This window comes from Marinobacter sp. 3-2 (assembly GCF_003751355.1).
GTDB classification, from domain to species: Bacteria; Pseudomonadota; Gammaproteobacteria; order Pseudomonadales; family Oleiphilaceae; genus Marinobacter; species Marinobacter adhaerens.
In genome coordinates this window covers 308,726-333,209 of sequence record NZ_RJUQ01000011.1, presented here as the reverse complement: position 1 = coordinate 333,209, position 24,484 = coordinate 308,726, and the positions used below count along the sequence as shown (strand labels likewise).

The window sequence follows — 24,484 nt, the reverse complement described above, 5'->3', positions numbered from 1 at the left end:
AGCCGTTACGGACGTTGTTGAATGAAGAGAGTCTATCCGAGGGCCCTTGAGGCCCTTCGATCTGTATCCCGCCATGATTTTGTTTCCGGTTCTGACCTGGTTGCCTCGATAACCGGCCACTCCATTCCCCGCGAAGAAACTGTCAGCCACATTCTCTCCCTGCTCCCGGAAATAGAACCGGATCAGATGGTGATGCACGTGGGCGGTGGCTCAGGCTATTTTGCCGCTGTGCTGTCCGGGCTCGCCCATCGGGTCCTGTACGTGGAGCGGAATGCCGTTGTCGCAGAGGCTGCCAGAGAGCGGTTTGTCCGCCTGGGTATGCACAATGTGGATGTCGTTGTTGCCCGTGCGGAAGAGGCGCCCGAGCCTGATCCACTCTGTGATCTCGTGTTGTGTACCTCGTTTGTCAGGGACCAGACTGCCCTGGCGCACCTGGTTCGTGAGGGGGGGCACCTGGTGTGTCTTGAAGGGCGAGCGGGACCCGTCCCGAGCCTGGCCATGTTCGAAAAACAGGGTGCCAAGCTCAAGCGTGTGCGCACCCTGGGCTGGGTCGACTTCAACCGTAACGTCGAGCAGATCCTCATTGATCAGGGTGTTGTGGACGAAGCGGTCCTGGCCGAGGCAAAGGCGGAGGCAGCGAAGCAGAATTGCCGGTTGCTGGACGTGCTCCGCCGGAAACTGAATCTTGAAGAGATTGATCTCTACCGTTCTCTTGCCCGCCAGCGGGGCATGACCTTCACCGACGCGGACGAGCTTCTGCCGGATCTCCATCCGGCGCTGTTCCGGCGATTTTCCCGAACGTTTCTGGATCTCTCACGACTGATACCCATCGCCGAGGAAGATGGTCGGATCACGGTTGTGACCGACGATCCCGATGCGCGCACTGATCAGCTCGAGCGGTTGAGTCCTAACCAGGTGGTTGACTGCCTGCTGGTTACACCGACGGACTTTCGTCGGCTCTGGTCAGCTCTTGATCTGACTGCCAAAGGGCGCCGCTTTGCAGCGGATCAGGAACCAACCCCGAATCAGGCGGCGGACCCGACTGGCAGCAAGGATCAGCTTCTGGGCAAGGATCCGAAAAACAAGCACGTCAGCCCCTATCTGGTGTCTGTCTACGAAGCCATTCTGATGGACGCTGTAAGTGAAAAAGCCAGCGACATCCATATAGAACAGTACGGTGACCGGATTCGCATTCGCCTTCGGGTGGATGGCGATCTCCATGATCTGCCCCAGTACCAGCTGTCGGCCCGGGAGATGAAAGGGGTGATTAACGTCATCAAGCTGCGGGCAGAGCTGAACATCGCCGAGCACCGGCTGCCCCAGGGTGGGCGGTCCCGGCTGCAGCTCGGCGATATGGCCTACGATCTGCGGATACAGACCCAGCCTTCGCTCCATGGCGAACATGCCGTTATACGTCTGCTGCCGCAGACCGGCCGCGCCATGACCATTGCCGAAGTTGGCATGTCATCCATGATCGGTGCCCGTTATCAGCGCTTGCTGGATAACCCGGCGGGACTGGTGCTGGTGGTCGGTCCGACCGGGTCAGGCAAGTCCACCACGCTGTATGCGGGGCTGCAGACCCTTGCCGATGACGGCCGCCGGAAAGTTATCACGGTGGAAGACCCCATCGAGTACTCCATCGACAACATTCAACAAACCCGGGTCAGATCAGAAATTGGCTTTGGTTTCGCCGATGCCATGAGGGCGTTTGTCCGGGAAGATCCGGATGTCATTCTGGTGGGCGAGATCCGTGACCAGGAAACCGCTCTGGAGGCGATACGGGCCTCCCAGACCGGCCACGTGGTTCTGTCCACGCTGCACTGCAACGACGCGGTGGATTCACTGCAGCGCTTGTATGATCTGGGTATCCACCCGAATTCCATTGCCGGTGAGCTGCTGGCTGTCATCGCCCAGCGGCTGGCCAAGCGCATCTGCAAGCATTGTTGCCAGCCTGCAGAGCCGGACCCGGTGATTCTGTCCGAGGTGTTTCCCGACGGCCCGCCCGCGGATTTCCGGTGTTTTCAGGGCGCCGGTTGTGACAAATGCAACGGCCGCGGCACCCAGGGGCGAGTGGCGATCGTCGAGTATATGGAAGTTGATTCGGACATCCGGAATGCCATTTCCAGCCAACCGCCCATCGGTGAGCTTCGCTGGCGCGCTCTCGATGCCGGACTGGTGACCATGCGGGACAGTGCTCTGGACCATGTTATTGAAGGCATAATTCCGCTGTCCGAACTGCCCCGTATTCTCCCGAGAGAGCGCATGGCACCGGAAGTTCGCGGCGGCCGCAGGAGTCAGGAATGAGCAACAAGCAATCGGTTACAAAGGCAGCCCAGCGGGAACCGGCAGAAGTGGTCTATGCCGCTGAGCTGGACAAGCTGAGAGGGATGGATCATGGCCCGGTGCCACCCGGCTGGCAGATGTCCCCGCGAGCGGTGGAAAAGTTCGTGATGGGGGATGAGAAGCTCGGCATTGAACGGAAGTTCGTGGCGGAGCGTGCCATGGTGGTCCGGATCATCATTTCCCTGTGCACCAGTCGCGGGTGCCTGCTGGTTGGCGAGCCGGGAACGGCCAAATCCTGGTTGTCGGAATTGCTGGCTGCCGCCATTTCGGGTGGCTCTACCCTGACCTTGCAGGGCGGGGCGGTGAGCGACGTAGGGCAACTGTTGTACAGCTGGAACGAGGCGGTCCTGCACACCGAGGGGCCGTGTCTGAAAGCGCTGGTTCCGAGCCCGTTGCTGCGGGGCATGATGGAGGGTCGAATGGTGCGGTTTGAAGAGATCGCCCGCTGTCCGCAGGCGCTGCAGGATGCGTTGCTCTCGGTCTTGTCCGACAGGGTTGTGGTGATTCCGGAGCTGGCGGGCGACGACGGGGTGGTGCTTGCGCGGGAAGGCTTTAACGTCATCGCCACGTCCAACAGTATTGATGAGGGTGTACACCGGATGAGCGCCGCCCTGAAGCGGCGCATGGACTTCGAGGAAATACGCCCGATCCGCAATCTGGCCGACGAGATGGATGTGGTTCTCCGGGAGGTTGGCAGGGCCAACAGTCGGGCCGGGATAGAGGTGGCACTTGAAGAATCGGTCATCGAGGTACTGGTGACCATGTTCCACGAGCTGCGCAATGGTCAGACACTTGATGGACGCAGTACCGACCGACTCGCCGGTTCGGCGCTGTCGACGGCGGAAGCGGTTTCGGTGGCTCACGCGGCCAGCCTGAACGCCTGGTATTACGGCGGGGGCAGTATCACGGTGGAGCAGCTAATGCACCACATCATCGGTTCAGCCCTCAAGGACCAGCCCGAGGACCGGCGCCGGCTGCGTCATTACTTTGAAACCACCGTGGCGCCAAGGCGTGGCGACAACTGGCAGCAGGCCTGGGCGCTCCGATCACTGATTCACTGAATCATCCGACTCGCCGGGTCTGCGATCGTCTGGGGTTAGCCCGCGAATATGGAAGGCAAACGCCAGGATTTCCGCAATCACCCGGTACAGCGACTCGGGAATTTCTTCGTTCAGTGACAGGCGCGCCAGAATGCTGGCCAGCTCCGCATTTTCATAAAGGGGAACATTGTGCTCCCGGGCGATGCGGATGATCTCTTCCGCCAGCTCATGGGTGCCGGTGGCGCTGATGGTTGGCGCTTTCTCGCCATCGTACTTGAGCGCAACGGCGGCTCTGCTGTGATGCTCTGTCTCTGAGGTCATGCCCGGGTATCCACCAGTCTGTGTTCGAGTCGGGTTACGCTGCTCTGGGGCGTGCCGCGGCGGCAGTCCAGGTCAGTGACTTCCAGGCCCAGATCGCTCAGGCTCTGCCGCAAGGCGGGAAGCTCCTGGTTCACCTGGCGAAGGGTTGACTGCTTTTCGGCCCAGACCCTTGCACTGACCGCGTGCTGTCGGAGGGAAACATCAAAGTGCAGGGGGCCTGCCTCATCCAGATCCATGGTCAGTGACAGCCGCCATTCAGCCGTGGTGGTTTTCGCGGACCTGGTTTCTGACTCGCTGTTCTCGGGGTACTGTTCGATCCGTACCTGTGCCAGTCTCGGTTCGTTTTGTGGTGTCAGCCACGGCAGATCAAGTACCAGAGTCGACGCGGGCGCCGGGCCCGGAGCTTCGCCGCCCCCCCTGGCCGTGAGTACCTGACTGTGTAACTGATTGACGGTGATCCGGTTGAGCATCCCGGCCAGCAGGCGAAGCATTTGCCCAACGGTGGGCGCGTCGCCACTGCCCGAGGGCTGGGGCGTTGCCAGGGGTTGGGGGAATTGCAGTGGCGCCTGCATCAGCTCCGGTGTTGAAATCGGCGTCAGCCGGTTGAACTGATCCGGAGTGCTACCCTGTTGGGCAAGCAATGCGGTGATCACCCTGCCCAGCGCCAGCTTGAGATCGGGTAGCTGGGCCGACGGTGTCTGGGCCAGGCGTGACTCGGCGAACAGCCCGCTTTCCGACAGCCATTGGCGGACCTGCTGGGGTGTTGCGTCCTGGCCGCCCGAGCCGGGGGTCAGGCTGTTTCCCGTGGGCAGTCTCGACACCAATTGTTCGATGGCTTGCCTGGCGGCTTCCGGAAGCGGTTGAGGACTTCGTGATGATGGCAGTTGCCCTGGAAGCGGTTCCTGTCGAAGGCCCTGTGTCAGTGTGCCCAGTAGCCTGGCCAGGCCACCGTCCAGAGTTTGCTGCCAGGGAAGACGTTGGGCCAGGGCCCGGGCAATCCCGGCCTCGGGGGCAGGCGCCAGTTTACCCATCAGCTGCAGTTCGTTGCCGGCACGCATTACTTTTACCCAGTCACCGGTCGCCAGCTCGGTCTTGCCGACAGCGGACTGCACAAGAAGCGATTTGCCCCGGATGTCCAGCAACAGATCCGCGTTGTTGCCACCCTGGCGGTTGATGATCTCCGCGACCCGGGCCAGGGTGGTTTCCCTGTTGGCCAGCTGCATCTGGTCGAGCAGCTGCCGGGCTGATGCGGCCACAGGCTCGCGGGCCGCTTCGGTTGTGACCGCGGGCCGGGAAGTCTGCGTTGCAGGCTGGGCAGGGGGTGTCGGTGGCTGCTGTCCGCTGGGTAGTTTCATCGTCACTGATTTGATGTTGGACAAGAGTAATCCGCCGGCGCTTTCGTTATAATACGCCGCGCCGGCAGGTCACGAGCGAACAATGTTCATGGCCGCCGCTGTCACGAATGCACCCGATGCCGTCTTCACGAGCATCGTCCTGGTTACGGGGCCCTGATGTCTGAGCCGTTATTACAGGCTGTTGATCTGCAGTGCGAACGGGATGAACGTATCCTGTTCCGTGACCTGTCGTTCTCCATACTGCCCGGTACGGTCACCCGTGTCGAGGGTCCGAACGGCTCCGGCAAGACCACTCTTCTGCGGATGCTGGCCGGTCTTAATGATGCGTGGTCCGGCAACCTGCTCTGGTGCGGCAAGCCCAGATGCGGGCAGCGTGAAGAATTCCTCCGTAATACCCTGTATCTTGGCCACCGGCCGGGCATCAAACCGTTGCTGACGCCTCTGGAAAATCTCCGGGCACTGACGGCAGGTCGTCGGCCGCTGCCGGATCCGGTTCTGCGCGAGGCGCTTGACGGTACCGGGTTGACCGGGTTTCAGGATGTTCCCTGCCGGAATCTCTCCGCAGGTCAGCAAAGACGGGTGGCCCTGGCGCGCCTGTTGATCGCCGATGAGCCGCTCTGGCTGCTGGATGAAGTCTTCACGGCCATTGATTCGGGCGGCGTCAGTGCGATTGAAGAACTGCTTCTACAGCGAGCCCGGGAAGGAGGTGCCGTGGTCGTAACAACCCACCATGACCTCAATTTACCCGGTATGGAGCGTATTGTTCTGGGTGGAGGTGCGATCAATGAATGCTGATTGCCGGCCGGCGCTGAGTTTGCAGCGGGATGCCGTCGGAGCGCTGGCGGCGATGCAGGCTGTGTTCGCCCGGGATATGAAGGTGGCCTTCCGGCAGCGGCAGGATCTGCTCAATCCGCTCCTGTTCTTTGTCATGGTCGTAACCCTTTTTCCTCTCGGGGTTAGCCCGGAAGTGTCATTCCTGCGGGAGGCCGGAGCCGGTATCCTCTGGGTGGCGGCTTTGCTGTCGGTGTTGTTGTCACTGGACCATCTGTTTCGCCACGATTTTGACGACGGCACGCTCGAGCAACTGGTGCTTCAGCCCCAGCCCCTGTTTTTGCTGGTATTGGCGAAAACGGCGGCGCACTGGGTATTAACAGGCCTGCCGCTGGTGGTACTAACGCCGGTTTTGGGCGTAATGGTTCATCTTGACGGGAACTCCATCGGAGTTTTGTGTCTAACGCTGCTGATCGGTACACCGGTGTTGAGCCTGATCGGGTCAATTGGCGCGGCACTGACGCTTGGATTACGGTCAGCGGGCGTGCTCTTGTCCCTGCTGATCATTCCGCTGTACATTCCCGTCCTGATCTTTGGAACGGGCACGGTGGCTTCGGCCGCGGAGGGCGCGCCTGTAGGTGCGTATGTCGCCTTGATGGGGGCATTCCTGGTACTGGCACTGACTCTGGCGCCCTTCGCATCGGCAGCGGCGCTGCGTATCAGCCTGTCTAACGGGTAAAACAAGGTAACGGTAGAACGGTGACCATCTGATGTGGCAATTTTTTCACAAGCTGGGTTCTCCCAAATGGTTCTTCGGGATTGCGGCCCGGCTGATGCCCTGGCTCCTGGTGGGCGGTGTCCTGCTGTTGATGGCAGGCATTGTATGGGGGCTGGCCTTTGCGCCCAAGGATTACCTCCAGGGTAATAGCTACCGCATTATTTTTATTCACGTACCCACGGCCTTTCTCGCCCAATCGGTGTACGTAATGATGGCTGTGGCAGGTGTTGTCACTCTCGTCTGGCGCATGAAACTGGCCGACGTGTTTGTAAAGTCGGTTGCGCCGGTGGGCCTGGTGCTTACCTTTCTTTCCCTGTTTACCGGCGCTGTATGGGGTAAGCCTACCTGGGGAACCTGGTGGGTGTGGGATGCTCGCCTGACATCAATGCTGATCCTGCTGTTCCTGTATGGTGGCGTAATTGCCCTGGACAGGGCGATCAATGATGAAAAATCTGCGGCACGGGCGGTAGCCGTGCTTGTGCTGGTCGGGGTGGTAAATATACCGATTATCCAGTACTCCGTTGAATGGTGGAATACGCTACATCAGCCGTCGACGTTCAAACTGACGGAGAAGCCGTCCATGCCGGCAGAAATGTGGGTGCCGTTGCTCCTGTCCGTGTTGGGGCTTTATCTGCTGTTTGGCTGGCTCGCCTGTCTGCGTATGCAAACAGAGATTCTGTTACGCGAACAGAGAACGCGCTGGGTTAAAGATTACGTGTTGGCCGGGAGGGTCTGAAGTATGGCGTTTGATTCCTTTTCGGCATTTATGGTGATGGAAGGCCACGGGCCCTATGTGTGGTCCTGTTACGCTGCGTTTTTCCTGCTGATGATTGGCCTGATGGTCTGGTCCCTGCGCCGTCGCAAAGCGGCCATTGAGGCCTGCCGCCGAGGGTACGAGTTCCAGGCCGGGCGGAAGGACCAGCAGGCTGCCCCGGCTTCGGCAGCATCCTTCACCCGCGTCAAGGTTTCCCAAGACTGAAAGGCAGATAGCTGATGCATCCAATCCGAAAAAAGCGACTGACAATCGTCCTGTTCCTCCTGGTGGGACTGGGCATTGCTGTGGGTCTGACCACCTACGCGTTGCGCCAGAACATCAATCTGTTCTACGACCCCACTCAGATTTCCGCAGGCGAGGCGCCGGTGGATGTCAGAATCCGCGCCGGTGGCATGGTCGAGGAGGGATCGGTCCTCCGTGATCCGGACAGCCTGATGGTTGAGTTCAAGGTGACCGATTTCAACGCGTCCGTGCCGATCCAGTACACCGGTATCCTTCCGGACCTGTTTGCCGAAGGGCAGGGTGTGGTTGCCATGGGCAGACTGGACAGCAACGGTCGTTTTGTTGCGGATCAGGTACTGGCCAAGCACGACGAAAACTATATGCCGCCGGAAGTTGCGGATGCGCTGGAGAAGGCCGCGAAGGGCCAGCAAAAAGCCAGTGGCAGCGCGGAAACCGTATCCTACTAACCGTTTTATCTTACAGCCTGGTTTCTGGAGGCCTTTGATGTATCCCGAACTCGGACAGCTTGCACTGATTCTCGCGCTGTTGTTGGCAGTGCTCCTTTCCGTAGTCCCCCTCGCCGGTTCCCTGACTGGCAGGGATAATCTTCAGGCATTTGCCAGGCCTTTGGCGTCCGGCATGTTTGTTTTCATCGGTCTTGCCTTTGCAGTTCTGACCCATGCGTTCGTGACCGACGACTTTTCCGTGGCCTATGTTGCCAATAACAGCAACAGCCTGCTGCCCTGGTATTACAAGTTCAGTGCGGTCTGGGGCGGTCACGAGGGCTCACTGCTGCTCTGGATACTGATGCTGGCAGGCTGGACCTTGGCGGTCGCTGTGTTCAGCCGCCGCCTGCCTGCGGTGATGATCTCCCAGGTGCTCTCGGTACTGGGCATGGTCTGTGTGGGCTTCCTGCTGTTTATTGTTCTCACCTCGAACCCATTCGACCGGCTGCTGCCCAATGTGCCTGCCGATGGCGCGGATCTTAACCCGCTGCTGCAGGATTTCGGGCTGATTGTTCATCCGCCGATGCTCTACATGGGGTATGTCGGTTTTGCGGTGGCGTTCGCTTTTGCCATCGCCGCCCTGATCAATGGCCGGCTTGACGCTGCCTGGGCCCGTTGGTCACGCCCGTGGACCACGGTTGCCTGGGCGTTTCTCTCCCTAGGCATCGCGCTCGGAAGCTGGTGGGCCTACTATGAGCTTGGCTGGGGTGGCTGGTGGTTCTGGGATCCGGTGGAGAATGCCTCGCTGTTGCCGTGGTTGTCCGGTACTGCGTTGATGCATTCGCTGGCGGTGACAGAGAAGCGCGGCGTGTTCAAGAGCTGGACAGTGCTGCTGGCGATTGTCACATTTGCTCTCAGCCTGCTTGGCACCTTCCTCGTTCGATCCGGGGTGCTTACCTCGGTTCACGCCTTCGCTTCTGATCCGGAGCGGGGCACTTTCCTGCTGGGCCTGCTCGCGGTAACAGTGATCGCAAGTCTCGCGCTCTACGCATTCCGGGCGCCTGTTGTGCATGTTCGCTCCCGCTATGGCTCGCTATCGCGGGAAGTGTTTCTGCTCCTTAATAACGTGCTTCTGGTTTCAGCGACGCTTCTGGTTGCCGTCGGTACCTTGTATCCGTTGGTCCTTGATTACCTGGATCTGGGCAAACTGTCGATCGGTGAACCGTTCTTCAACCTGACGTTCAGTCCTCTGGCGGTTGCGACGGGCCTGTTGTTGGGCGCCGGCATCTTCTCGCGCTGGAAGAAAACCGACGGTGGCTGGCTGGCGCGAAAGCTGCTCTGGCCCCTGGCCATCAGCATTGTCGCCACTACGGCCGTCCTGATCGGTTACGGCGGCTTCAAGCCCTGGGCGTTCCTGGGCATTTTCTCCGCCATGTGGGTAACGGTTGCCACTTTCTGGGATCTCTGGGAGAAGTCCTCTTCCCGGAAAGGCCGCATTCATGGGCTCAAGCGCCAGTCCCGCAGCTATTTCGGCATGGTACTCGGGCATCTTGGCCTGGCTATTACTATGGCCGGCGCAACGGTGGTTTCGAACTACGGTATCGAGCGGGATGTCCGCATGGTGCCCGGTGATGTCGCGACAGTCGGTGATTATCAGTTCGTGTTCAAGGACATCGGTGCGCGTCAGGGTCCTAACTTTACGGCTCAATACGGCACCTTTGATGTCATGCTGGATGGCGAGCGGGTTTCCGTGCTCCATCCTGAAAAGCGGCAGTATTCAGTCGGTATGAGCGTTATGACCGAGGCCGATATCGACGCCGGCCTGTTCCGGGACATCTTCGTGGCCATTGGTGAACGCATCACCGACGAGGCCTGGGCCATTCGCCTGCAATACAAGCCACTTGTACGCTGGCTCTGGCTGGGCTCTCTGTTTATGGCGGCTGGAGGCTTCCTGGCCATCTCGGATCGCCGGTATCGGATCCGGGAAGGCGCCAACCAGAAGGTGCAGGCCGGACCTAAGGTGCCCGAGCCTGGCGCTGCCACGTCTGCCGGAGCAACCTCATGAAGCGGGTCCTGCTCTTTCTGCCGCTGCTGATCGCCCTCGTAGTTGGTGTGGTGCTGTTCGCGGGTATTGGCAAGGATCCCACCAAACTGGAGTCGGTGCTGGTCGGCAAGCCAGTGCCGGCATTCAGCCTGAAGGACCTGCACAACCCGGAAACCATGCTGGACCAGAGCCTTTTCCGCGGCCGGGTCAGCCTGTTGAATGTCTGGGGAACCTGGTGTCCCGCGTGTAAGGACGAGCACGCCGACCTGGTTTGGCTGGCCGAGGAGAAAGGCATCAATATCATCGGTCTCAATTACAAGGATAACCGCGAGGATGCGCTGGTCTGGCTTGACCGCCTGGGCAATCCCTACCGCCAGACCATCTATGATCCCCGCGGCACGCTCGGTTTCGATCTGGGGGTATACGGAGCACCGGAGACCTTCGTGATTGACGCCGGCGGCGTCGTCCGCTATCGCCACGTGGGTGTGGTCAATGAAACGGTCTGGGAGGAGAAGTTGCTCCCGGTCATCAATGACGTTCGGGGGAATGGCTGATGCTCCGGATCCTCTGCCTGGGTTTTGCGCTTCTGTTTGCCGGAATCGCTGCAGCCGATGTCGCTGACGTATACGATTTTGAGGATCGGGCCGAGGAGCAGCGTTACCAGAACCTGATTTCGGAACTGCGCTGCCCGAAATGCCAGAACCAGAACATTGCCGATTCCAACGCGCCTATCTCGAAGGATATGCGGGATGTTGTTTACCGGATGATGAAAGACGGGGCCAGCAACGAGGAAATCGTTGAGTCTCTCGTTGGCAGGTTTGGTGAGTTTGTTCGCTACAAACCCGAGCTGGACAGCCGGACATTCCTGCTCTGGGCGACACCTGCGATTGCGGTGTTCGGCGGGTTTCTGGTGGTTGCCGGTGTGGTGATTCGTTCCCGGCGAGCGGGGCCGTCAGGCCCGGCGTTGAGCACTGAAGAGAAAGCCCGTGTCGACAAAATGCTGGCAGAGCAGGAAAGATCCTCCTGAAGCCGGCACTTTCCGGCATGTCCTGGCCGCAACCTCATTCTTAATTCTGAACCTGTGACTGAAACTCCATGACTGACACTTTCTGGATTGCCGCAACGGTACTGATTGTTCTTGCCCTGTTGTTTGTCTTGTACCCCGTCTTTTTCCATCGGCTCGGCACGAGGAAACAGACGGACCTGAAAAACCAGAATCTGATGGCCTATCGCTCCAGGATGAAGGAGCTCGACAACGAATACGAGGCCGGTATTCTGGACGACGAAAATTACCGGCAACTCAAGGAGGAGCTTGCAGGGAGCATGCTCGATGACGTTCCAGAGCAGGACCAGGTGAGGCCCGTGATCAGTGGCCGCAGGAGTGCCATGGCAGTGGCCCTGGTCTCGATTCTATTGATCCCGGCTGCCACGGTTTATCTGTATGAGCGCTGGGGCGCGATGGACCGGGTTGAACAGTTCATTACCATGCAGGAAATGGGAACCACCGAAGGATCGAGGCAGGCCCAGATGACCGAGCTTTCAGGGCAGCTCCGGGAACGGCTGGAAGCCAGCCCGGATAATCCGGACGGCTGGGCAATGCTGGGACGCACCTACATGCGTCTGGAACGCTTCGACGATGCCGCCTGGGCGTTCCGGCAACTGGCCGACAGTGTTAATGACGATAGTCGGGCGCGAGCCGTTGCTTATGGTCTGTCTGCCCAGGCGCTGTTCTTCGGTAGCCAGGGCGCCATGACGAAAGAGGTTACGGCGGCCATTGAGCAGGCCCGTGAGCTGAACCCGGATGAAGTGAATGCCCTCGGTTTGCTGGGGATCAACGCCTTCAGCCAGCAGAACTATCGGGAAGCCATCGAGTACTGGGAGCGGATCGAAACCGTAGCACCCGACCACCCCCAGATTGGCTCCATTCGGGAAGGTATTCGTGAAGCCTACACCCGTCTCGGCGAGGAACCACCGGCACAGGTGGCCGCTGCCGAAACCTCCGGTGCTGGGGTTACCGTTCGGGTAACGCTTTCCGAGGACTTCCAGAATCAGGTGCCTGCAGATACCACTCTGTTCCTGTTTGCTCGCCAGCCCAATGTCCAGCAGGGCCCGCCTCTGGCAGTAGCCCGGCTGACGGCAGACCAGTTGCCGGTGGAGATCCGGCTGGACGACCGGTACGCCATGTCACCGCAGGCTACCATTTCCAGTGTTGACGAGGTGGTTGTAACCGCCCGTCTCAGTCGTTCCGGCAATGTGGCCGCCCAAGCAGGAGACTGGCAGGGCAGCACCGACGTTCCTGTAGCCGTTAACGAGAGCCAGGAAGCGCCTGTAGCGGTTGTGATCGATCAGCAACTGATTGACTGATCCTCAGGAGAGGCCCTTGGGATAAAGCGGAGGCAGATCGGCGTTTGCCCGCGTCTGTTTTCGCTTTCGAATGGCCTCAAGAGTCCGGGCCAGTGGCCGTCCATCCCAGTTTTCGTTGTCATGGTCTGGCGCAAAAAACCGGGCCTGGAGCTTGCCTAGCTCTGTTGCCATGGTCTCGTCCTGGAAGTGGTGCACAACGTCAGACGCGGAACGGAAGTGTTCGCCGGGTCTGTGCCGATTGGCCCATGCTACCAGCAGCTCCGGTGTCCGGGCTGAACCGCTTCTCACGGCCGTGATCAGGTGCTCGAAGGCGACATCTTCATCGTCATTGTGCTGAGTAAAGTCGGGGGCGTTCTTGGCGCCTTTGCGCGACCACCACCATGCCATCAAGGTTCCGGCCCAGAGTATGCCGAACGCCAGGGTGAGCCACTGCCACAACCCGGCCTCCGGTGCTGTCCGGTCCGTCGATGATTCCGGGCTGATCGTGTCCGGTTCAGGGGACGGTTCTCCATTCGCGGGTTGCGGCGGTTCGGCGGCGACGGCATTCGGGTCCGTCACCGTCAGGGTTTTTTCCGGGATGACGGCAACGCGTTCCCGATCCGCTTCGGTATCCCACCAGTAAATGCGAATGGCTGGCAACGTCATCTGTCCCGCCTCAACCGGTACCAGAGCCACGGATTGCCTCAGCGAAGAGGTCAGGCCTGCCGGCGTTGTTTCGGTCTGCCTCTCTGGCTCTTCCGGGTAACTTCTCAGTCCGTCCGGGACCGTATCGGGTAAGGGTGGCAGCGCCTCCCCGGGCAAGCCCGCCGCCGTCAGCCTGATCTCTCGGGTAATGTTTTCGCCGGTCGCGACTTCCAGTGACGGAGGAAGCCCGGACTCCTCAAGCGACAAGCCTGTTGCCGGCAGCCAGGTATCGCCACTGAACTGGGCCGGGACATCCTTGACCGGCACCTCAAAAAGCTCCTCACTGTCCCTCAGGAAACGGAGGCTGCCAGAGGCATCTCTGGCCTGTCCCTCGAAGCGTACGGGGGGCAGCTTCAAGGTTCCGGGTCGTTGGGGGAAGATCGCGTAGCGCCGCTCCACCACGCGGTATCGCACACCGTCGCGATAGCGTGAAAATTCCTGCTGCCTGCCCAGGGATTCGATAATCACATGGGGATGGGTCGGCTCAGACAGCTCGCCGCGAATGAGGTTGCCCCTGAAGAAAAGCCGTACTGTCAGGATCAGTTGCTCCTGCACATAGACTTCATCCTTATCGGCGGACAGCTCGATAAAACTGTCCCGCCCAGGCGCGGCCTGGTCTGGCGGCGAGCCGTCGACGACTTCCACGGTAACCGGCTCCGAAACAGCATCCTTGAAGGTGAGTGCAGGAATGGTCAGTTCGCCGGTGGTTTTTGGTGCCAGCTGGTAGGTCCAGGTGATTTCACCCACCATCTGACTGTTTACGGTGCGGATACTGTACTGCTGGTTCTGGGCCAGGATTTCAAAATCGGGTTCCACTTTCTCGATATCAGGCTTAGGCAGGCTCGACATGTCGAAGTCGAACAGGTTGCCGAGATTGATGTCGATCTCCATGCTGCCTTTTACGGTCAGGGTCAGAACCTCGCCCTCATAGAGGCGGGTCCGGTCCGGCTCGACGGTCAGTTGCCGAGCCTGTGTATGGGGTTGTGCCTGGGCCGGCAGCCAGAGTGCCGTCAGAAGAAACAGACAGACGGCGGGAATCATCAGCCGTTTTACCATGGTGTATCGCCCTCATCGGATGGAGTCTGGCGTTGTTGATACTGCTGCAGAAATTTGCGCTGTAATAATCCGCCCGGATTGTCAGGGACGCGCCTGAGCCACTGCTCCTGGCTCTGGGTCAGCGGCGTTTCAGAGATAGGGGCGGGTGCCGGGGACTGGCCGGACGGGGTTTGCTGCTCCCCGGAAGCCTGCTCGGGATCTCCGCGCTCGCCCGCCTGCTGTTGATTCTGTTCAGCCGTCTGGCCGCCTTGCTGATTCTCCGTGTCGGACGAAGACTCGTTGTTTTCCGGGTTCTGCTGCTGACTGTTCCCCTGACTGCTGGGATTCTCGCTTTCATTGTTTCCGTTCTGGCCCTGACGGTTTTGTTGCTGATTACTGCCGTCGCCCTGGGAGTTCCGGGAATCCTGTTGGTTGTTATCCTGGTTGCCATCCTGGTTCTGCTTTTCCTGATTCAGAAGTTCCTCGACAATTTTCCGGTTGTGAAGGGCGTCTTCCATGTCAGGCGCTGCGTTCAGCGCCGCATCATAGGCAGCCAGGGCCTCTTCCAGTTTTCCGGCACGGGCCAGGGCATTGCCCCGGTTGTAACTGGCACGGGCACCCTGTTTGCGCGCAAACGCTTCGGCGGCGCTGTCGAACTTGCCGGAACGATAGAGGGCGGAGCCCCGCCATTCCGGGTCCTCAAGCTGGCGGGCGGCTGATTCCGGGTTGTCCTGAATCAAGGCGGGAGCTCGCTGATCTTCCCTCTGCCAGAGCTCTTCCCAGCTTATGGCGGCTGCCGGCTGCGGCCAGGCCGGCAGCAGGATCAAAGCAAGCGCACTGAGAGCCCCCCGGCGCCAACCCATCAAAACCAGCGGCAGCGCGAGCCAGAGCAACCAGTAACCGTCATCCTGCCAGCGATTGACCGTCAGGCCGTCCTCGGAATCCTGCCAGTCGTCACTGTCCCGCGGGCTCAGGTCGAGCGCTTCAATATCGGTGTCGTCCAGGGTTAGCTCATGGCTCTGGCCGCCGCTGCTGCGGGCGAGTGCCGCCAGCGCTTCGGGTTCAGCACGACTGATGACAATGTCGCCGTTCTCCCGTATGAAACCGCGCCGGGCGAGGGGAATGGGGCCTCCGTTCTCGGTGCCGACGACCAGGGTATTGAGCGCGTATCCGGTGCCGGAAAGCGTGTCCCGGATGGTACCCTCGTAGTCGTCGTTGATGCTGTCGGTGATTAACAGGATGCGACCTTCGCCCGGTGCGCCTTGTTCCAGCAATGCCTTTGCGCGGGCAACGGCGAGATCGGCCCGGTTGCCTGTCGCCGGCATGATCACCGGGTCCAGCACGTTGAGCATGCCCTCAATCGTACGGCCATCATCGGTCAGTGGTGTCACCACGTGGGCATCGCCGGAAAAGACGAGCAGGCCGGTCAGGCTGCCTTCCCGAAGCTCGATAATATCCCGGATCTTCCGTTTGGCCCGGGTCAGTCGATCAGGTTCCACGTCCGTTGCCAGCATGGACAGTGAAAGGTCCAGTGCGATCACAAGGCTGTCGCCGGGTTGTTTCAGCGGTGTCGGTGCCTCCCGCCAGGCCGGTCCGGCCAGGGCCAGGGACAGAATGATCAGGGCCAAAGAGGCCGGAACCAGAGGTGACTTGTTCGACTGGCCCGAGCTGCCGTTGTGACGAATCAGGGGCGAGAGCAGGCGGGCCGGAATAAGCCGGGACCATCCGCTGTCGCCCATGCGGAGTTGCCGGAATGCAAGATACAGTATCGGTATCAGCAGGATTAACAGCAGCCAGAGCGGGCGCAGGAAATGGAACTCAGCCCACATGCGTTTCCTCCTCCTTGCTCCGGCGTGTTTCAGCAACAAGTTCCCGCCCGTGGCGGACGAGGAACAGCGCCAGCCACAGAATGACCGCGAGACCGGCAGGCCAGACATAGAGCTCGGTTACCGGCCGATAGAACTTGCCTTCAAGCTCGATCGGTTCCAGTCGATCAATGCTCTCGTAGATAAGCTCCAGCTCGGGCAGGCTGCGCGCCCGGAAATACTCCCCGCCGGTCTGCTGGGCCATGCGGGTTAGCAGGTTTTCGTCCAGATCCCTGGATGGGTTGACCCGGCGCGAACCCAGCAGCCCACGCTGCACCATGGACTCGGCGCCAATACCAATGGTGTACAGGCGAATGCTGGCGGCCGCGGCGATTTCGGTAGCTTTGTCTGGGGTGATTTCGCCCGCAGTATTGGCGCCATCAGTCAGCAGGACCACAACGCGCTGATCCTGGGGCCGGTTTCTCAGGCGTTTGGTTGCCAGGCCCACGGCGTCGCCGATGGCCGTGGCGCGCCCGGCCATGCCAAGGCCCGCCTCACGCATCAGGGTTCTGACCGTCTCCAGATCGAAGGTCAGCGGCGCCTGTACGTAGGGCTCGGTGCCGAACAGGATCAGACCGAGCCGGTCACCCTGGCGGCGGGAGATAAAGTCATCAAGCACGCGCTTGACCGCCTGCAATCGATTAATACTCCGGCCCTGAAGGACCATATCCTGCTCATCCATGCTGGGGGAAATGTCGACGACCAGCATGAGATCCCGGCCGGAAACGGGCATCTGGACCTGCTCGCCCACATGCTGCGGCCGTGCCAGAGCAACCACCAGAAGCGTCCACATCAGGAACAGCAACAGTTGCTGCCAGAGCGGTACGGCATTGCCACGACGACTGACACCGGGCAGGTCCGACAGCCAGTGGCCAACCGGCAACACGGGCGCGTCGACCGATTGCGCTCCGGGCTTGCGCCATTTGAGAATCAGGGGCAAGAGCACCAGAACCAGTGCCCAGGGCCAGGCGAGATTCAGCATTTCTGACCTCCCAGCCACAATCGGGCGAACGCCAGGGCGTCGGCCGGCTTGGTTGAAACCTCAGGTCGCCAGGCACTGTGAACCAGCGCTTCGGCAACCGGTCTGGAGGCAACCCGGTCCTTCGGGGCGGTCTTTAACAGGAATTCCACCCAGGCATCGCCGGTCAGCGCTTCCGGGTGCTGTTCCGGGTAGCGCTCGCGGGCGGCCTGCTTCAGCAGGGTGTTCAGTTGTGTGAACCACGCGGGGGTCGTGGCTGCTGATCGTTCCAGTCTGGCGAGTTCGGCCCGAGCGGAGCGGAACCACCGGTTTCTTTGTCTCCGCCGGATAAACAGCCAGACCAGGGCAGCAAGCACAGCAATGAGCAAAATGGCCAATACCCACCAACCCGGCGCCGGAGGCCAGAGGCCCCCTGTTTCAGGCAGGTGAATGTCCCGAAGCTGGCTGAGTGGATCCTGCGGGTTCATCCTATGCGGCCTCCGGGTCCCAGCAGCAATTTGAGGGTCGCTGCGGGGTCATTCGCCGTGGACACTTCTGCCATGGTAACGCCGGAGGTACGGAAACACTCTGCCAGCCGGTGTTCATGGTTGGTGACTTTCTCGTGCCAGGCCCTCTGGAACCGGGGGTTTCCGGCATCGAACCACACCGGTCCGTCCGGGCCGGCTATCGCAAAGCGTCCGCTTTTCGGCAGCTCTTTTTCCAATGGATCCACGATCCTCAGGGCGCTGACGCCGTTATGGCGGGCGAGCGCGCCGAGCAGGGTGCCCGTCTCCTGTGAGATATCCAGGAAATCGCTGATCACGAAAATCCGGCTACCGGTATGGGCCACCCGGCGAGCCTCGGTCAGTGCCATGTCCAGGCGGCTCTGGCCGGACGGCTCGTTTTGTTCCGGCGCTCGATTATCCGTTCTTTGCAGTTCATCGAGAGTATCCAGCAGCCGCAGCACTGATTTCTTCCGCCGCGCCGGGCGAAGCACTCTCAGGGTCTCGCCGTTGAAGACAATGCCACCTACCTGATCGCCCGACCAGAGTGCCAGCCATGCCAGAATGGAGGCGATCTGTGCGCAACGAACCTGCTTGAAGGCGCCTGTGCTGGCAAAAAACAGGCTTGGGCCGAGATCGCAAAGAAGGAGAACGGGCCGTTCCCGTTCCTCCTCATAAAGCTTGGTATGGGGCTCCTGACGCCGCGCCGTTACCCGCCAGTCGATGCTACGGATGTCGTCCCCGGGCTGGTACAACCGTACCTCGGCAAACGCCATGCCCCGGCCTCGTTGCGGCGAGCGCTGCAAGCCGGCCTGACGCGTCCGAACCGGGCGGGCAGAGGGCAGTTTCAGTGCCCGTGCGTCTGCCTGCAGGCGGATCAGATCCGGTAGGCCGATGTGCGTTATTGCGTCGGTGTTGCCCATGCCTGACGGCTCCCGTGTATTGCTTCCGTCGATGGCTTCAGGCGCTCACCGGAACACGTTCGATCAGCCGTTCGATAACCGTGTCAGCGGTCATGCCTTCGGCCTCTGCTTCGAACGTTAGGAGGATGCGGTGTCGTAGCACATCGAAGGCCATGGCTCGGACATCGTCAGGTGTTACGTAATCCCGGCCGTCTAGCCAGGCCAGCGCCCGGGCGCAGCGGTCCAGGGCGATGGTGCCACGGGGGCTGGCGCCGAAGGCTGTCCACCGGGCCAGTTCCGGGTCCAGTGCCGCCGGGTCGCGGGTTGCCAGCACCAGGGCCAACATATATTGCTCTACGGGTTCCGCCATGTAGATGTTCGCGACTTCCGTGCGGGCATCAAACACCTGGTCTGGCGTCAGGCGAAGGTCCGTTTTCGGAAGGCCGTGACGATAATCGTTACGGGCCAGATGCAGGATGGCCTTCTCCGCTTCCGCCGACGGGTAGTGGATAACCACGTGCATCAGAAAGCGGTCCAGCTGGGCTTCGGGCAGCGGGTAGGTGCCTTCCTGCTCGATGGGATTCTGGGTGGCCATCACCAGGAACAGCCGGTCCAGCGGAAACGTGCGCATCCCGACGCTGATCTGGCGTTCACCCATGGCCTCGAGAAGGGCAGACTGCACCTTGGCAGGCGCACGGTTGATTTCATCCGCAAGCACCAGGTTGTGGAAGATGGGGCCGCGCTGGAATTCGAACTGCCCGGTTTCCGGGCGGTAGATTTCACTGCCCGTAACGTCTGAGGGCAGCAGGTCTGGCGTAAACTGGATTCTGTGAAAGTCGCCTTCCAGATGGTCGGCGAGCGCCTTGATCGCCGTGGTTTTTGCCAGCCCCGGGGCGCCTTCTACAAGCAGGTGGCCGTCGGCAAGAAGCGCGATCAGCAGACGATCCACCAGTTTTTCCTGCCCGATTATCCGTTTGGCTAACTGTCCCCGTAACTCACCGAACGTATGCTGTAGCGACATTGGAAATGACTGCTCTCTGTATCTGAGGATTTTCCGGAGAAACCCGTATCGTGCGTAGGTAGTTGCCGAAGTTTTGGCGTCTGGCCGGCAAAAATCAAGGGTTTGACTATGCTTATGTGACGATACGCCGATTACGTTTATTTCACACTAACTGAGGTCGACCATGAATGCGCTGACAGTGGCCAGCAAGGATCAATTCTTTGAACAGTTGGCTGACGCTTTCGCTAAGAAGATTTCCAAAACCGAAGCCAAGAAAATCAGCGAATTTGCCAAGCAGCATTATGCTCATATTCCCCTTGAAGAGCTGGTCAGTCGACGATTTGCGGATACCTATGGCGCCGTTCTGGCCGCCTGGCAGTTTCTGCAGAAGCGGTCTGCCGAGGAAACTCCGGTTGCCGTTTTCAACCCCGACCTGGAGAGTGACGGTTGGCAATCGACTCACACCGTTGTTTTTATACTGCATCCGAACATTCCGTTTCTGATCGATTCCCTGCGCATTGCGATCAACCACCGGGAAATCGGTACCCATTCTATCCAGCACTCGATCCTGCAGGTGAACCGCGACCAGAATGGCAAACTCGAGAAGCTGCACACGTCTAAAAAGAAAGCCTCCGGTTCGGACTACGAGGCGTTCATTGTCCTCGAGATTGATCGGCACAGTAATCCCGAGGATCTCCGTGATCTGGAAGATACCCTGCAGAACGTGCTTCATGAGGTGCGGATCGCTGTCAGCGACTTCCCGGTAGTTACCGAGAAAGTGAACGAGATTCTCGGTGAGCTGGACAACACCACGGCGGGCATTAACGAGGAGCAGAAAGAAGAGGCCAGGGCGTTTCTGGAATGGCTCGCCCGGGACCATTTTACGTTCCTTGGCTACGATGAGTACGACTTTGCCAAGGACAAGAGTGGCATGGTGGTGCGTCGGGTAGAGAATTCCGAACTGGGTATCCTCCGGGTCAATAATGAGCGCCCGGACCGGGTTCGCCTGAACGAACTGCCGCAGCGCACGCGCCACGAGATGACCCGAAGCGATGATATTTTCATCTTCGCCAAATCGGCCCAGCGCTCTCGGGTGCACCGGCCCGCCTACCCGGACTACATCGCAGTCAAGAAATTCAACAGCAAAGGCGAGGTAGTCGGTGAGCGGCGGTTCCTGGGCCTTTACACCGCCCGCGTCTATAACGAGCGGCCGGACGAGATTCCCCTACTGCGCCGTAAATTCCAGAGCGTGATGAAACGGTCCGGCTTTCTGCGTGACGACTACGCCGGCAAAGAACTCGAGCAGATCCTGACAGTGTATCCCCGGGACGAACTGTTCCAGATCGAGCAGGACGAGCTGCTCAAGGTGGCCAAAAGTATCCTGTACATCCAGGAGCGTCGCCGGATCGAATTGTTCCTGAGGGAAGACGTTTATGGCCAGTTCGTGACCTGCCTAGCGTTCTTTCCGAGGGACATCTACAACACCGAACTACGGCTGAAAGTGGAACAGGTGCTGGTTGACCGGTTGGGAGCGGAAGACGTCGAGTTTGTCACCCACTTTTCCGAGTCGGTCCTTGCGCGGGTCCAGTTCACCATCCGGGTACCCCAGGTCGAGAACCGCCAACTGCCCACGGCGGAGATCCGGGAGAAGGTTATCGAGCTTGCCCAGTCCTGGCGTGATGGGTTGTCTGAAGCCCTGAGTGAGGCCTGGGGCGAAGAGCAGGGCAATGAGCTCTATCGCTTGTGGGCGGGCGGTTTTCCGGCCAGCTACACCGATATGTTCTCGCCCAGGCGAGCGGCGATCGATCTGGAGCATATCGCTTCATCGGCGAACAATCATGACCTTGCCATGAGCTTCTACCGGGCTCTGGAAGAAGACGAGAGCACGCTGCATTTCAAGCTTTTCTACCCGGACGAACCGTTGCCGCTTTCCGATGTGATGCCGATCTTCGACAACCTCGGCTTCCGGGTTATCGGCGAACACCCCTTCGAGGTCATCGACCGGCACAACAAAACGGTGTGGATTCACGACTTCACGCTCCAGGCTCACCAGGGGACTGTTGTCGATATTCATCGTATCCGTCCGATCTTTGAGGAGCTGTTCCGCCGGGTCTGGTACGGAGAAGCGGAAAACGACGCCTTCAACCGGATGCTGCTCTCTTCCTACATGAGCTGGCGGGAAATCGCGCTGTTGCGGACCTACGCCCGGTATATGCGCCAGATACGCTTTTCCAACAGTCAGACCTTTATCTCCAACACGCTGGTGAACCACGTTGAACTGACCCGCCTGCTGCTGGAATTTTTCGAAATACGTTTCAATCCGGAGCGTTACCAGAGCCCCGGGAAGAGCCAGGCGGCCCAGCAGAAACTGGAAATCGAATTCAATGCCGGCCTCGAAAATGTGGAGAACCTCAGTGAGGACCGGGTGCTTCGGCTCTACCTGGAATTGATCCAGGCGACCCTGCGTACCAACTACTACCAGCATGGCGAGTCCGGTGGTCCCAAGCCCTACATTAGCGTGAAGTTTGATCCATCCCGGATTCCGGACATGCCATTGCCCATGCCGATGTTCGAGATTTTCGTGTACTCGCCGCGCGTCGAAGGCGTACACCTGCGGGGTGGCAAGGTCGCCCGCGGCGGCTTGCGCTGGTCAGACCGGTTTGAGGATTACCGCACTGAGATTCTGGGGCTAGTCAAGGCCCAGCAGGTCAAGAATGCGGTTATCGTGCCGGTCGGCGCCAAAGGTGGCTTTGTGGCCAAGCGCCTGCCGGATCCGTCGGACAGGGAGGCTTTCCAGGCCGAGGGCATCGAAGCCTATAAGACATTTATCCGGGGGTTGCTGGATATCACCGACAATCTGGTGGATGCCGGCATTGCGCCGCCGGAACGGGTGATCCGTCATGACGACGACGACCATTACCTGGTTGTGGCGGCTGACAAGGGTACGGCAACCTTCTCGGACATCGCCAATGGTCTGGCCGCGGAATACGGTTTCTGGATGGGCGATGCCTTCGCCTCCGGCGGAAGTAATGGTTACGACCACAAGAAAATGGGCATCACGGCCCGGGGTGCCTGGGTCTCTGTAGAGCGGCATTTCCGGGAAATGGGCATCAACCCCGGGCTGGATGAGTTCACCGCCATCGGCATTGGCGACATGGGTGGTGATGTCTTCGGCAATGGCATGTTGTGCTCGGAGAAGACCAAGCTGGTCGCTGCTTTCAACCACGTGCATATCTTTGTCGACCCTTCACCGGATCCGGAGAAGAGCTACAAGGAACGTATGCGTCTGTTCGGACTTCCGCGATCCGCCTGGACCGATTACGACAGCAAGCTGATTTCCAAGGGAGGCGGGGTTTTCAGCCGGAATTCGAAATCTATCCCGGTCAGCCCGGAAATGAAGAAACTGCTGGGTATCAAATCGGATCGTGTGCCACCAAACATGCTGATCTCGCACATCCTCAAGGCCCAGGTCGACCTGCTCTGGGTCGGTGGCATTGGCACCTATGTGAAGGGTGCCAGTGAATCCCATAGTGATGTGGGCGACAAGGCCAACGACGGTCTGCGGATCAACGGTTCGGATCTTCGCTGCAAGGTGGTCGGCGAAGGCGGCAACCTTGGGCTTACCCAGCTCGGTCGCATTGAATTTGCGCTCAAGGGCGGACGCCTGAACACGGACTTTATCGACAACTCCGGCGGTGTGGATTGTTCTGACCACGAGGTCAACATGAAGATCCTGCTCAACCGGGCCGTTGCCATGGGTGATCTCACCAACAAGCAGCGCAACATCATGCTTGAGGAGATGACCGATGACGTGGCGGAGTTGGTGCTCAAGAACAACTACCGGCAGACCCAGGCCATCAGTATTGCCAGTGAGGATGCGGCGACCCGACTGGAAGAGTATCGCCGGCTGATGAATACCTTTGAAAGCGAGGGCAAGCTCAATCGTGCCCTGGAGTTCCTGCCCGATGACGAGACCCTGTCCGAGCGCAAGCTGGACAAAAAAGGGCTGACCCGGCCGGAACTGTCGGTTCTCATTTCCTATGTGAAGGGCGACCTGAAGCAGACCCTGATCGACAGCACCCTGCCTGACGATCCCCTGCTGGCCGGTGAAATGTACAAGGTGTTTCCCAGGGATCTGACCCAGAAATTCTCGAAGGAGCTGGGAGAGCATCAGCTGCGGCGTGAAATCATCGCGACACAGATTGCCAACGACATGGTCAACCACATGGGGATTACCTTTGTGGAGCGTTTGAACCAGTCTACGGGTGCCGATGCGGCCTCTATTGCTCTGGCCTGGATTATCGCCCGTGACGTGTTCCGCATTGATAACTGGTGGGACAGGATTGAAGCCCTGGATTTCCATGTCTCAGCCCAGCTACAGATGGAGCTGATGCAGGACCTGATGCGCCTGATGCGCCGTTCGGTGCGCTGGCTGTTGCGCAACCGTCGCGCGGAGCTGAGCATTCAGCACCACATGGAGCGCTTTGCCGACAGCGTCTGGGCGATTACAGCTGGGCTGCCCGAGTATCTTGGTGATCAGGCGAAAACCACCTGGGAGAAACGGCATCAGGCTCTTGTGGATGCCGGGTTGCCATCAGAGCTGGCGTCCGTGGTTTCGGGTACCGGCCACCTTTACTCGTCTCTGGGTATCATCGAGGCCCACGAAGCCTCTGGCATGCCACTGAAGACGGTGGCCAATCTCTACTATGAGCTGGGTGACCGCTTGGATCTGAACTGGTTCGCGAGCGCCATTGCATCGCTGCAGCCCGGCTCACACTGGCAGGCGCTGGCCCGGGAAAGTTTCCGGGAAGATCTCGACTGGCAGCAGCGGGCGCTAACCACTGGTGTCTTGAAGCTGGCAGACAAGCCGGAAGACGTGCCGGCCTGCGTTGAGGCGTGGCTGTCCCGCCATCAGCAGATGATCGACCGCTGGAAATCCATGCTTTCCGAGCTCAAGGGTGTGCGGGAGCCGGAGTACGCCATGTTCTCGGTGGCCCTGCGTGAGTTGCTGGATCTGGCCCAGAGCACCATGCATCAGCCCCATGCGGAGGTGGAGGTGCAGACCAACTGAGTATTGC

The 24,484-nt window shown here is 59.9% G+C and carries 20 protein-coding genes; 12 read left to right on the top strand and 8 right to left on the bottom strand.

All coding sequences use genetic code 11. The features are described 5' to 3' along the window. Window positions 1-21 precede the first annotated feature (21 nt). Both EDB94_RS03315 and EDB94_RS03310 read left to right on the top strand, forming a co-directional pair. Window positions 22-2,304, top strand: coding sequence for an ATPase, T2SS/T4P/T4SS family (locus EDB94_RS03315; protein WP_108017444.1), 2,283 nt, complete (start codon window positions 22-24; stop codon window positions 2,302-2,304). Continuing rightward, complete coding sequence (locus EDB94_RS03310; protein ID WP_014577605.1) at window positions 2,301-3,404, top strand: AAA family ATPase; 1,104 nt, start codon at window positions 2,301-2,303, stop codon at window positions 3,402-3,404. Before EDB94_RS03315 ends, EDB94_RS03310 begins: the two co-directional genes overlap by 4 nt. On the opposite strand, the gene EDB94_RS03305 is transcribed toward EDB94_RS03310, so the two are convergent. After that, window positions 3,390-3,704, bottom strand: a complete 315-nt coding sequence (locus tag EDB94_RS03305) for an EscU/YscU/HrcU family type III secretion system export apparatus switch protein (RefSeq protein ID WP_014577604.1) — start codon at window positions 3,702-3,704, stop codon at window positions 3,390-3,392. The two genes, EDB94_RS03310 and EDB94_RS03305, sit on opposite strands and share 15 nt — an antisense overlap. Continuing rightward, on the bottom strand, window positions 3,701-5,083 hold the full coding sequence (locus EDB94_RS03300) for a flagellar hook-length control protein FliK (RefSeq protein ID WP_260312502.1): 1,383 nt from the start codon (window positions 5,081-5,083) through the stop codon (window positions 3,701-3,703). The genes EDB94_RS03305 and EDB94_RS03300 overlap by 4 nt, the downstream gene beginning before the upstream one ends. A 132-nt stretch (window positions 5,084-5,215) precedes the next feature. On the opposite strand from EDB94_RS03300, the gene ccmA reads away from it, so the two are divergent. From ccmA to ccmI, 9 genes are all read left to right on the top strand, one after another. After that, window positions 5,216-5,854, top strand: a complete 639-nt coding sequence (ccmA, locus tag EDB94_RS03295) for a cytochrome c biogenesis heme-transporting ATPase CcmA (RefSeq protein ID WP_108017443.1) — start codon at window positions 5,216-5,218, stop codon at window positions 5,852-5,854. After that, window positions 5,844-6,569: a heme exporter protein CcmB gene (gene ccmB, locus EDB94_RS03290; protein WP_062782291.1), complete on the top strand. Its 726-nt coding sequence runs from the start codon at window positions 5,844-5,846 to the stop codon at window positions 6,567-6,569. The genes ccmA and ccmB overlap by 11 nt, the downstream gene beginning before the upstream one ends. 31 nt (window positions 6,570-6,600) lie before the next feature. Next, the gene (ccmC, locus tag EDB94_RS03285; protein WP_108017442.1) at window positions 6,601-7,344 is read left to right on the top strand and encodes a heme ABC transporter permease CcmC; all 744 of its coding nucleotides are present in this window, start codon (window positions 6,601-6,603) and stop codon (window positions 7,342-7,344) included. Between the two features lie 3 nt (window positions 7,345-7,347). Continuing rightward, window positions 7,348-7,587 (top strand): heme exporter protein CcmD, encoded by a 240-nt coding sequence (gene ccmD / locus EDB94_RS03280; RefSeq protein WP_014577599.1) that lies wholly within the window; start codon window positions 7,348-7,350, stop codon window positions 7,585-7,587. A 14-nt stretch (window positions 7,588-7,601) separates the two neighbouring features. Then, window positions 7,602-8,072: a cytochrome c maturation protein CcmE gene (gene ccmE / locus EDB94_RS03275; protein ID WP_014577598.1), complete on the top strand. Its 471-nt coding sequence runs from the start codon at window positions 7,602-7,604 to the stop codon at window positions 8,070-8,072. Window positions 8,073-8,109: 37 nt separating this feature from the next. After that, window positions 8,110-10,116, top strand: a complete 2,007-nt coding sequence (locus tag EDB94_RS03270) for a heme lyase CcmF/NrfE family subunit (RefSeq protein ID WP_108017441.1) — start codon at window positions 8,110-8,112, stop codon at window positions 10,114-10,116. Continuing rightward, the gene (locus EDB94_RS03265; RefSeq protein ID WP_108017440.1) at window positions 10,113-10,649 is read left to right on the top strand and encodes a DsbE family thiol:disulfide interchange protein; all 537 of its coding nucleotides are present in this window, start codon (window positions 10,113-10,115) and stop codon (window positions 10,647-10,649) included. The genes EDB94_RS03270 and EDB94_RS03265 overlap by 4 nt, the downstream gene beginning before the upstream one ends. Next, the gene (locus EDB94_RS03260) at window positions 10,649-11,122 is read left to right on the top strand and encodes a cytochrome c-type biogenesis protein (RefSeq protein ID WP_014577595.1); all 474 of its coding nucleotides are present in this window, start codon (window positions 10,649-10,651) and stop codon (window positions 11,120-11,122) included. The genes EDB94_RS03265 and EDB94_RS03260 overlap by 1 nt, the downstream gene beginning before the upstream one ends. A 68-nt stretch (window positions 11,123-11,190) precedes the next feature. Beyond that, complete coding sequence (gene ccmI, locus EDB94_RS03255) at window positions 11,191-12,459, top strand: c-type cytochrome biogenesis protein CcmI (protein ID WP_062782307.1); 1,269 nt, start codon at window positions 11,191-11,193, stop codon at window positions 12,457-12,459. A gap of 3 nt (window positions 12,460-12,462) precedes the next feature. Here the strand turns inward: ccmI and EDB94_RS03250 are convergent, their stop codons facing one another. From EDB94_RS03250 to EDB94_RS03225, 6 genes are read right to left on the bottom strand one after another with little or no spacing between them, the layout of a single operon-like run. Beyond that, window positions 12,463-14,199 carry a BatD family protein gene (locus EDB94_RS03250; protein ID WP_108017439.1) on the bottom strand — a complete coding sequence of 579 codons (1,737 nt, stop codon included), beginning with the start codon at window positions 14,197-14,199 and terminating at the stop codon, window positions 12,463-12,465. Beyond that, the gene (locus tag EDB94_RS03245) at window positions 14,193-16,007 is read right to left on the bottom strand and encodes a VWA domain-containing protein (RefSeq protein WP_108017438.1); all 1,815 of its coding nucleotides are present in this window, start codon (window positions 16,005-16,007) and stop codon (window positions 14,193-14,195) included. Before EDB94_RS03245 ends, EDB94_RS03250 begins: the two co-directional genes overlap by 7 nt. Further along, entirely contained in the window at window positions 15,997-17,025 is a 1,029-nt protein-coding gene (locus EDB94_RS03240) for a VWA domain-containing protein (RefSeq protein ID WP_082220533.1), read from the bottom strand. The genes EDB94_RS03245 and EDB94_RS03240 overlap by 11 nt, the downstream gene beginning before the upstream one ends. Next, on the bottom strand, window positions 17,019-17,489 hold the full coding sequence (locus EDB94_RS03235; protein WP_008173120.1) for a DUF4381 domain-containing protein: 471 nt from the start codon (window positions 17,487-17,489) through the stop codon (window positions 17,019-17,021). The genes EDB94_RS03240 and EDB94_RS03235 overlap by 7 nt, the downstream gene beginning before the upstream one ends. Further along, a complete protein-coding gene (locus tag EDB94_RS03230) occupies window positions 17,486-18,427 on the bottom strand; it encodes a DUF58 domain-containing protein (RefSeq protein ID WP_108017437.1) in 942 nt (313 codons plus the stop codon). Before EDB94_RS03230 ends, EDB94_RS03235 begins: the two co-directional genes overlap by 4 nt. Before the next feature lie 37 nt (window positions 18,428-18,464). Beyond that, on the bottom strand, window positions 18,465-19,427 hold the full coding sequence (locus EDB94_RS03225; RefSeq protein ID WP_108017436.1) for a MoxR family ATPase: 963 nt from the start codon (window positions 19,425-19,427) through the stop codon (window positions 18,465-18,467). A gap of 163 nt (window positions 19,428-19,590) precedes the next feature. On the opposite strand from EDB94_RS03225, the gene EDB94_RS03220 reads away from it, so the two are divergent. Next, window positions 19,591-24,477: an NAD-glutamate dehydrogenase gene (locus EDB94_RS03220; RefSeq protein ID WP_108017435.1), complete on the top strand. Its 4,887-nt coding sequence runs from the start codon at window positions 19,591-19,593 to the stop codon at window positions 24,475-24,477. Window positions 24,478-24,484: the final 7 nt, after the last annotated feature.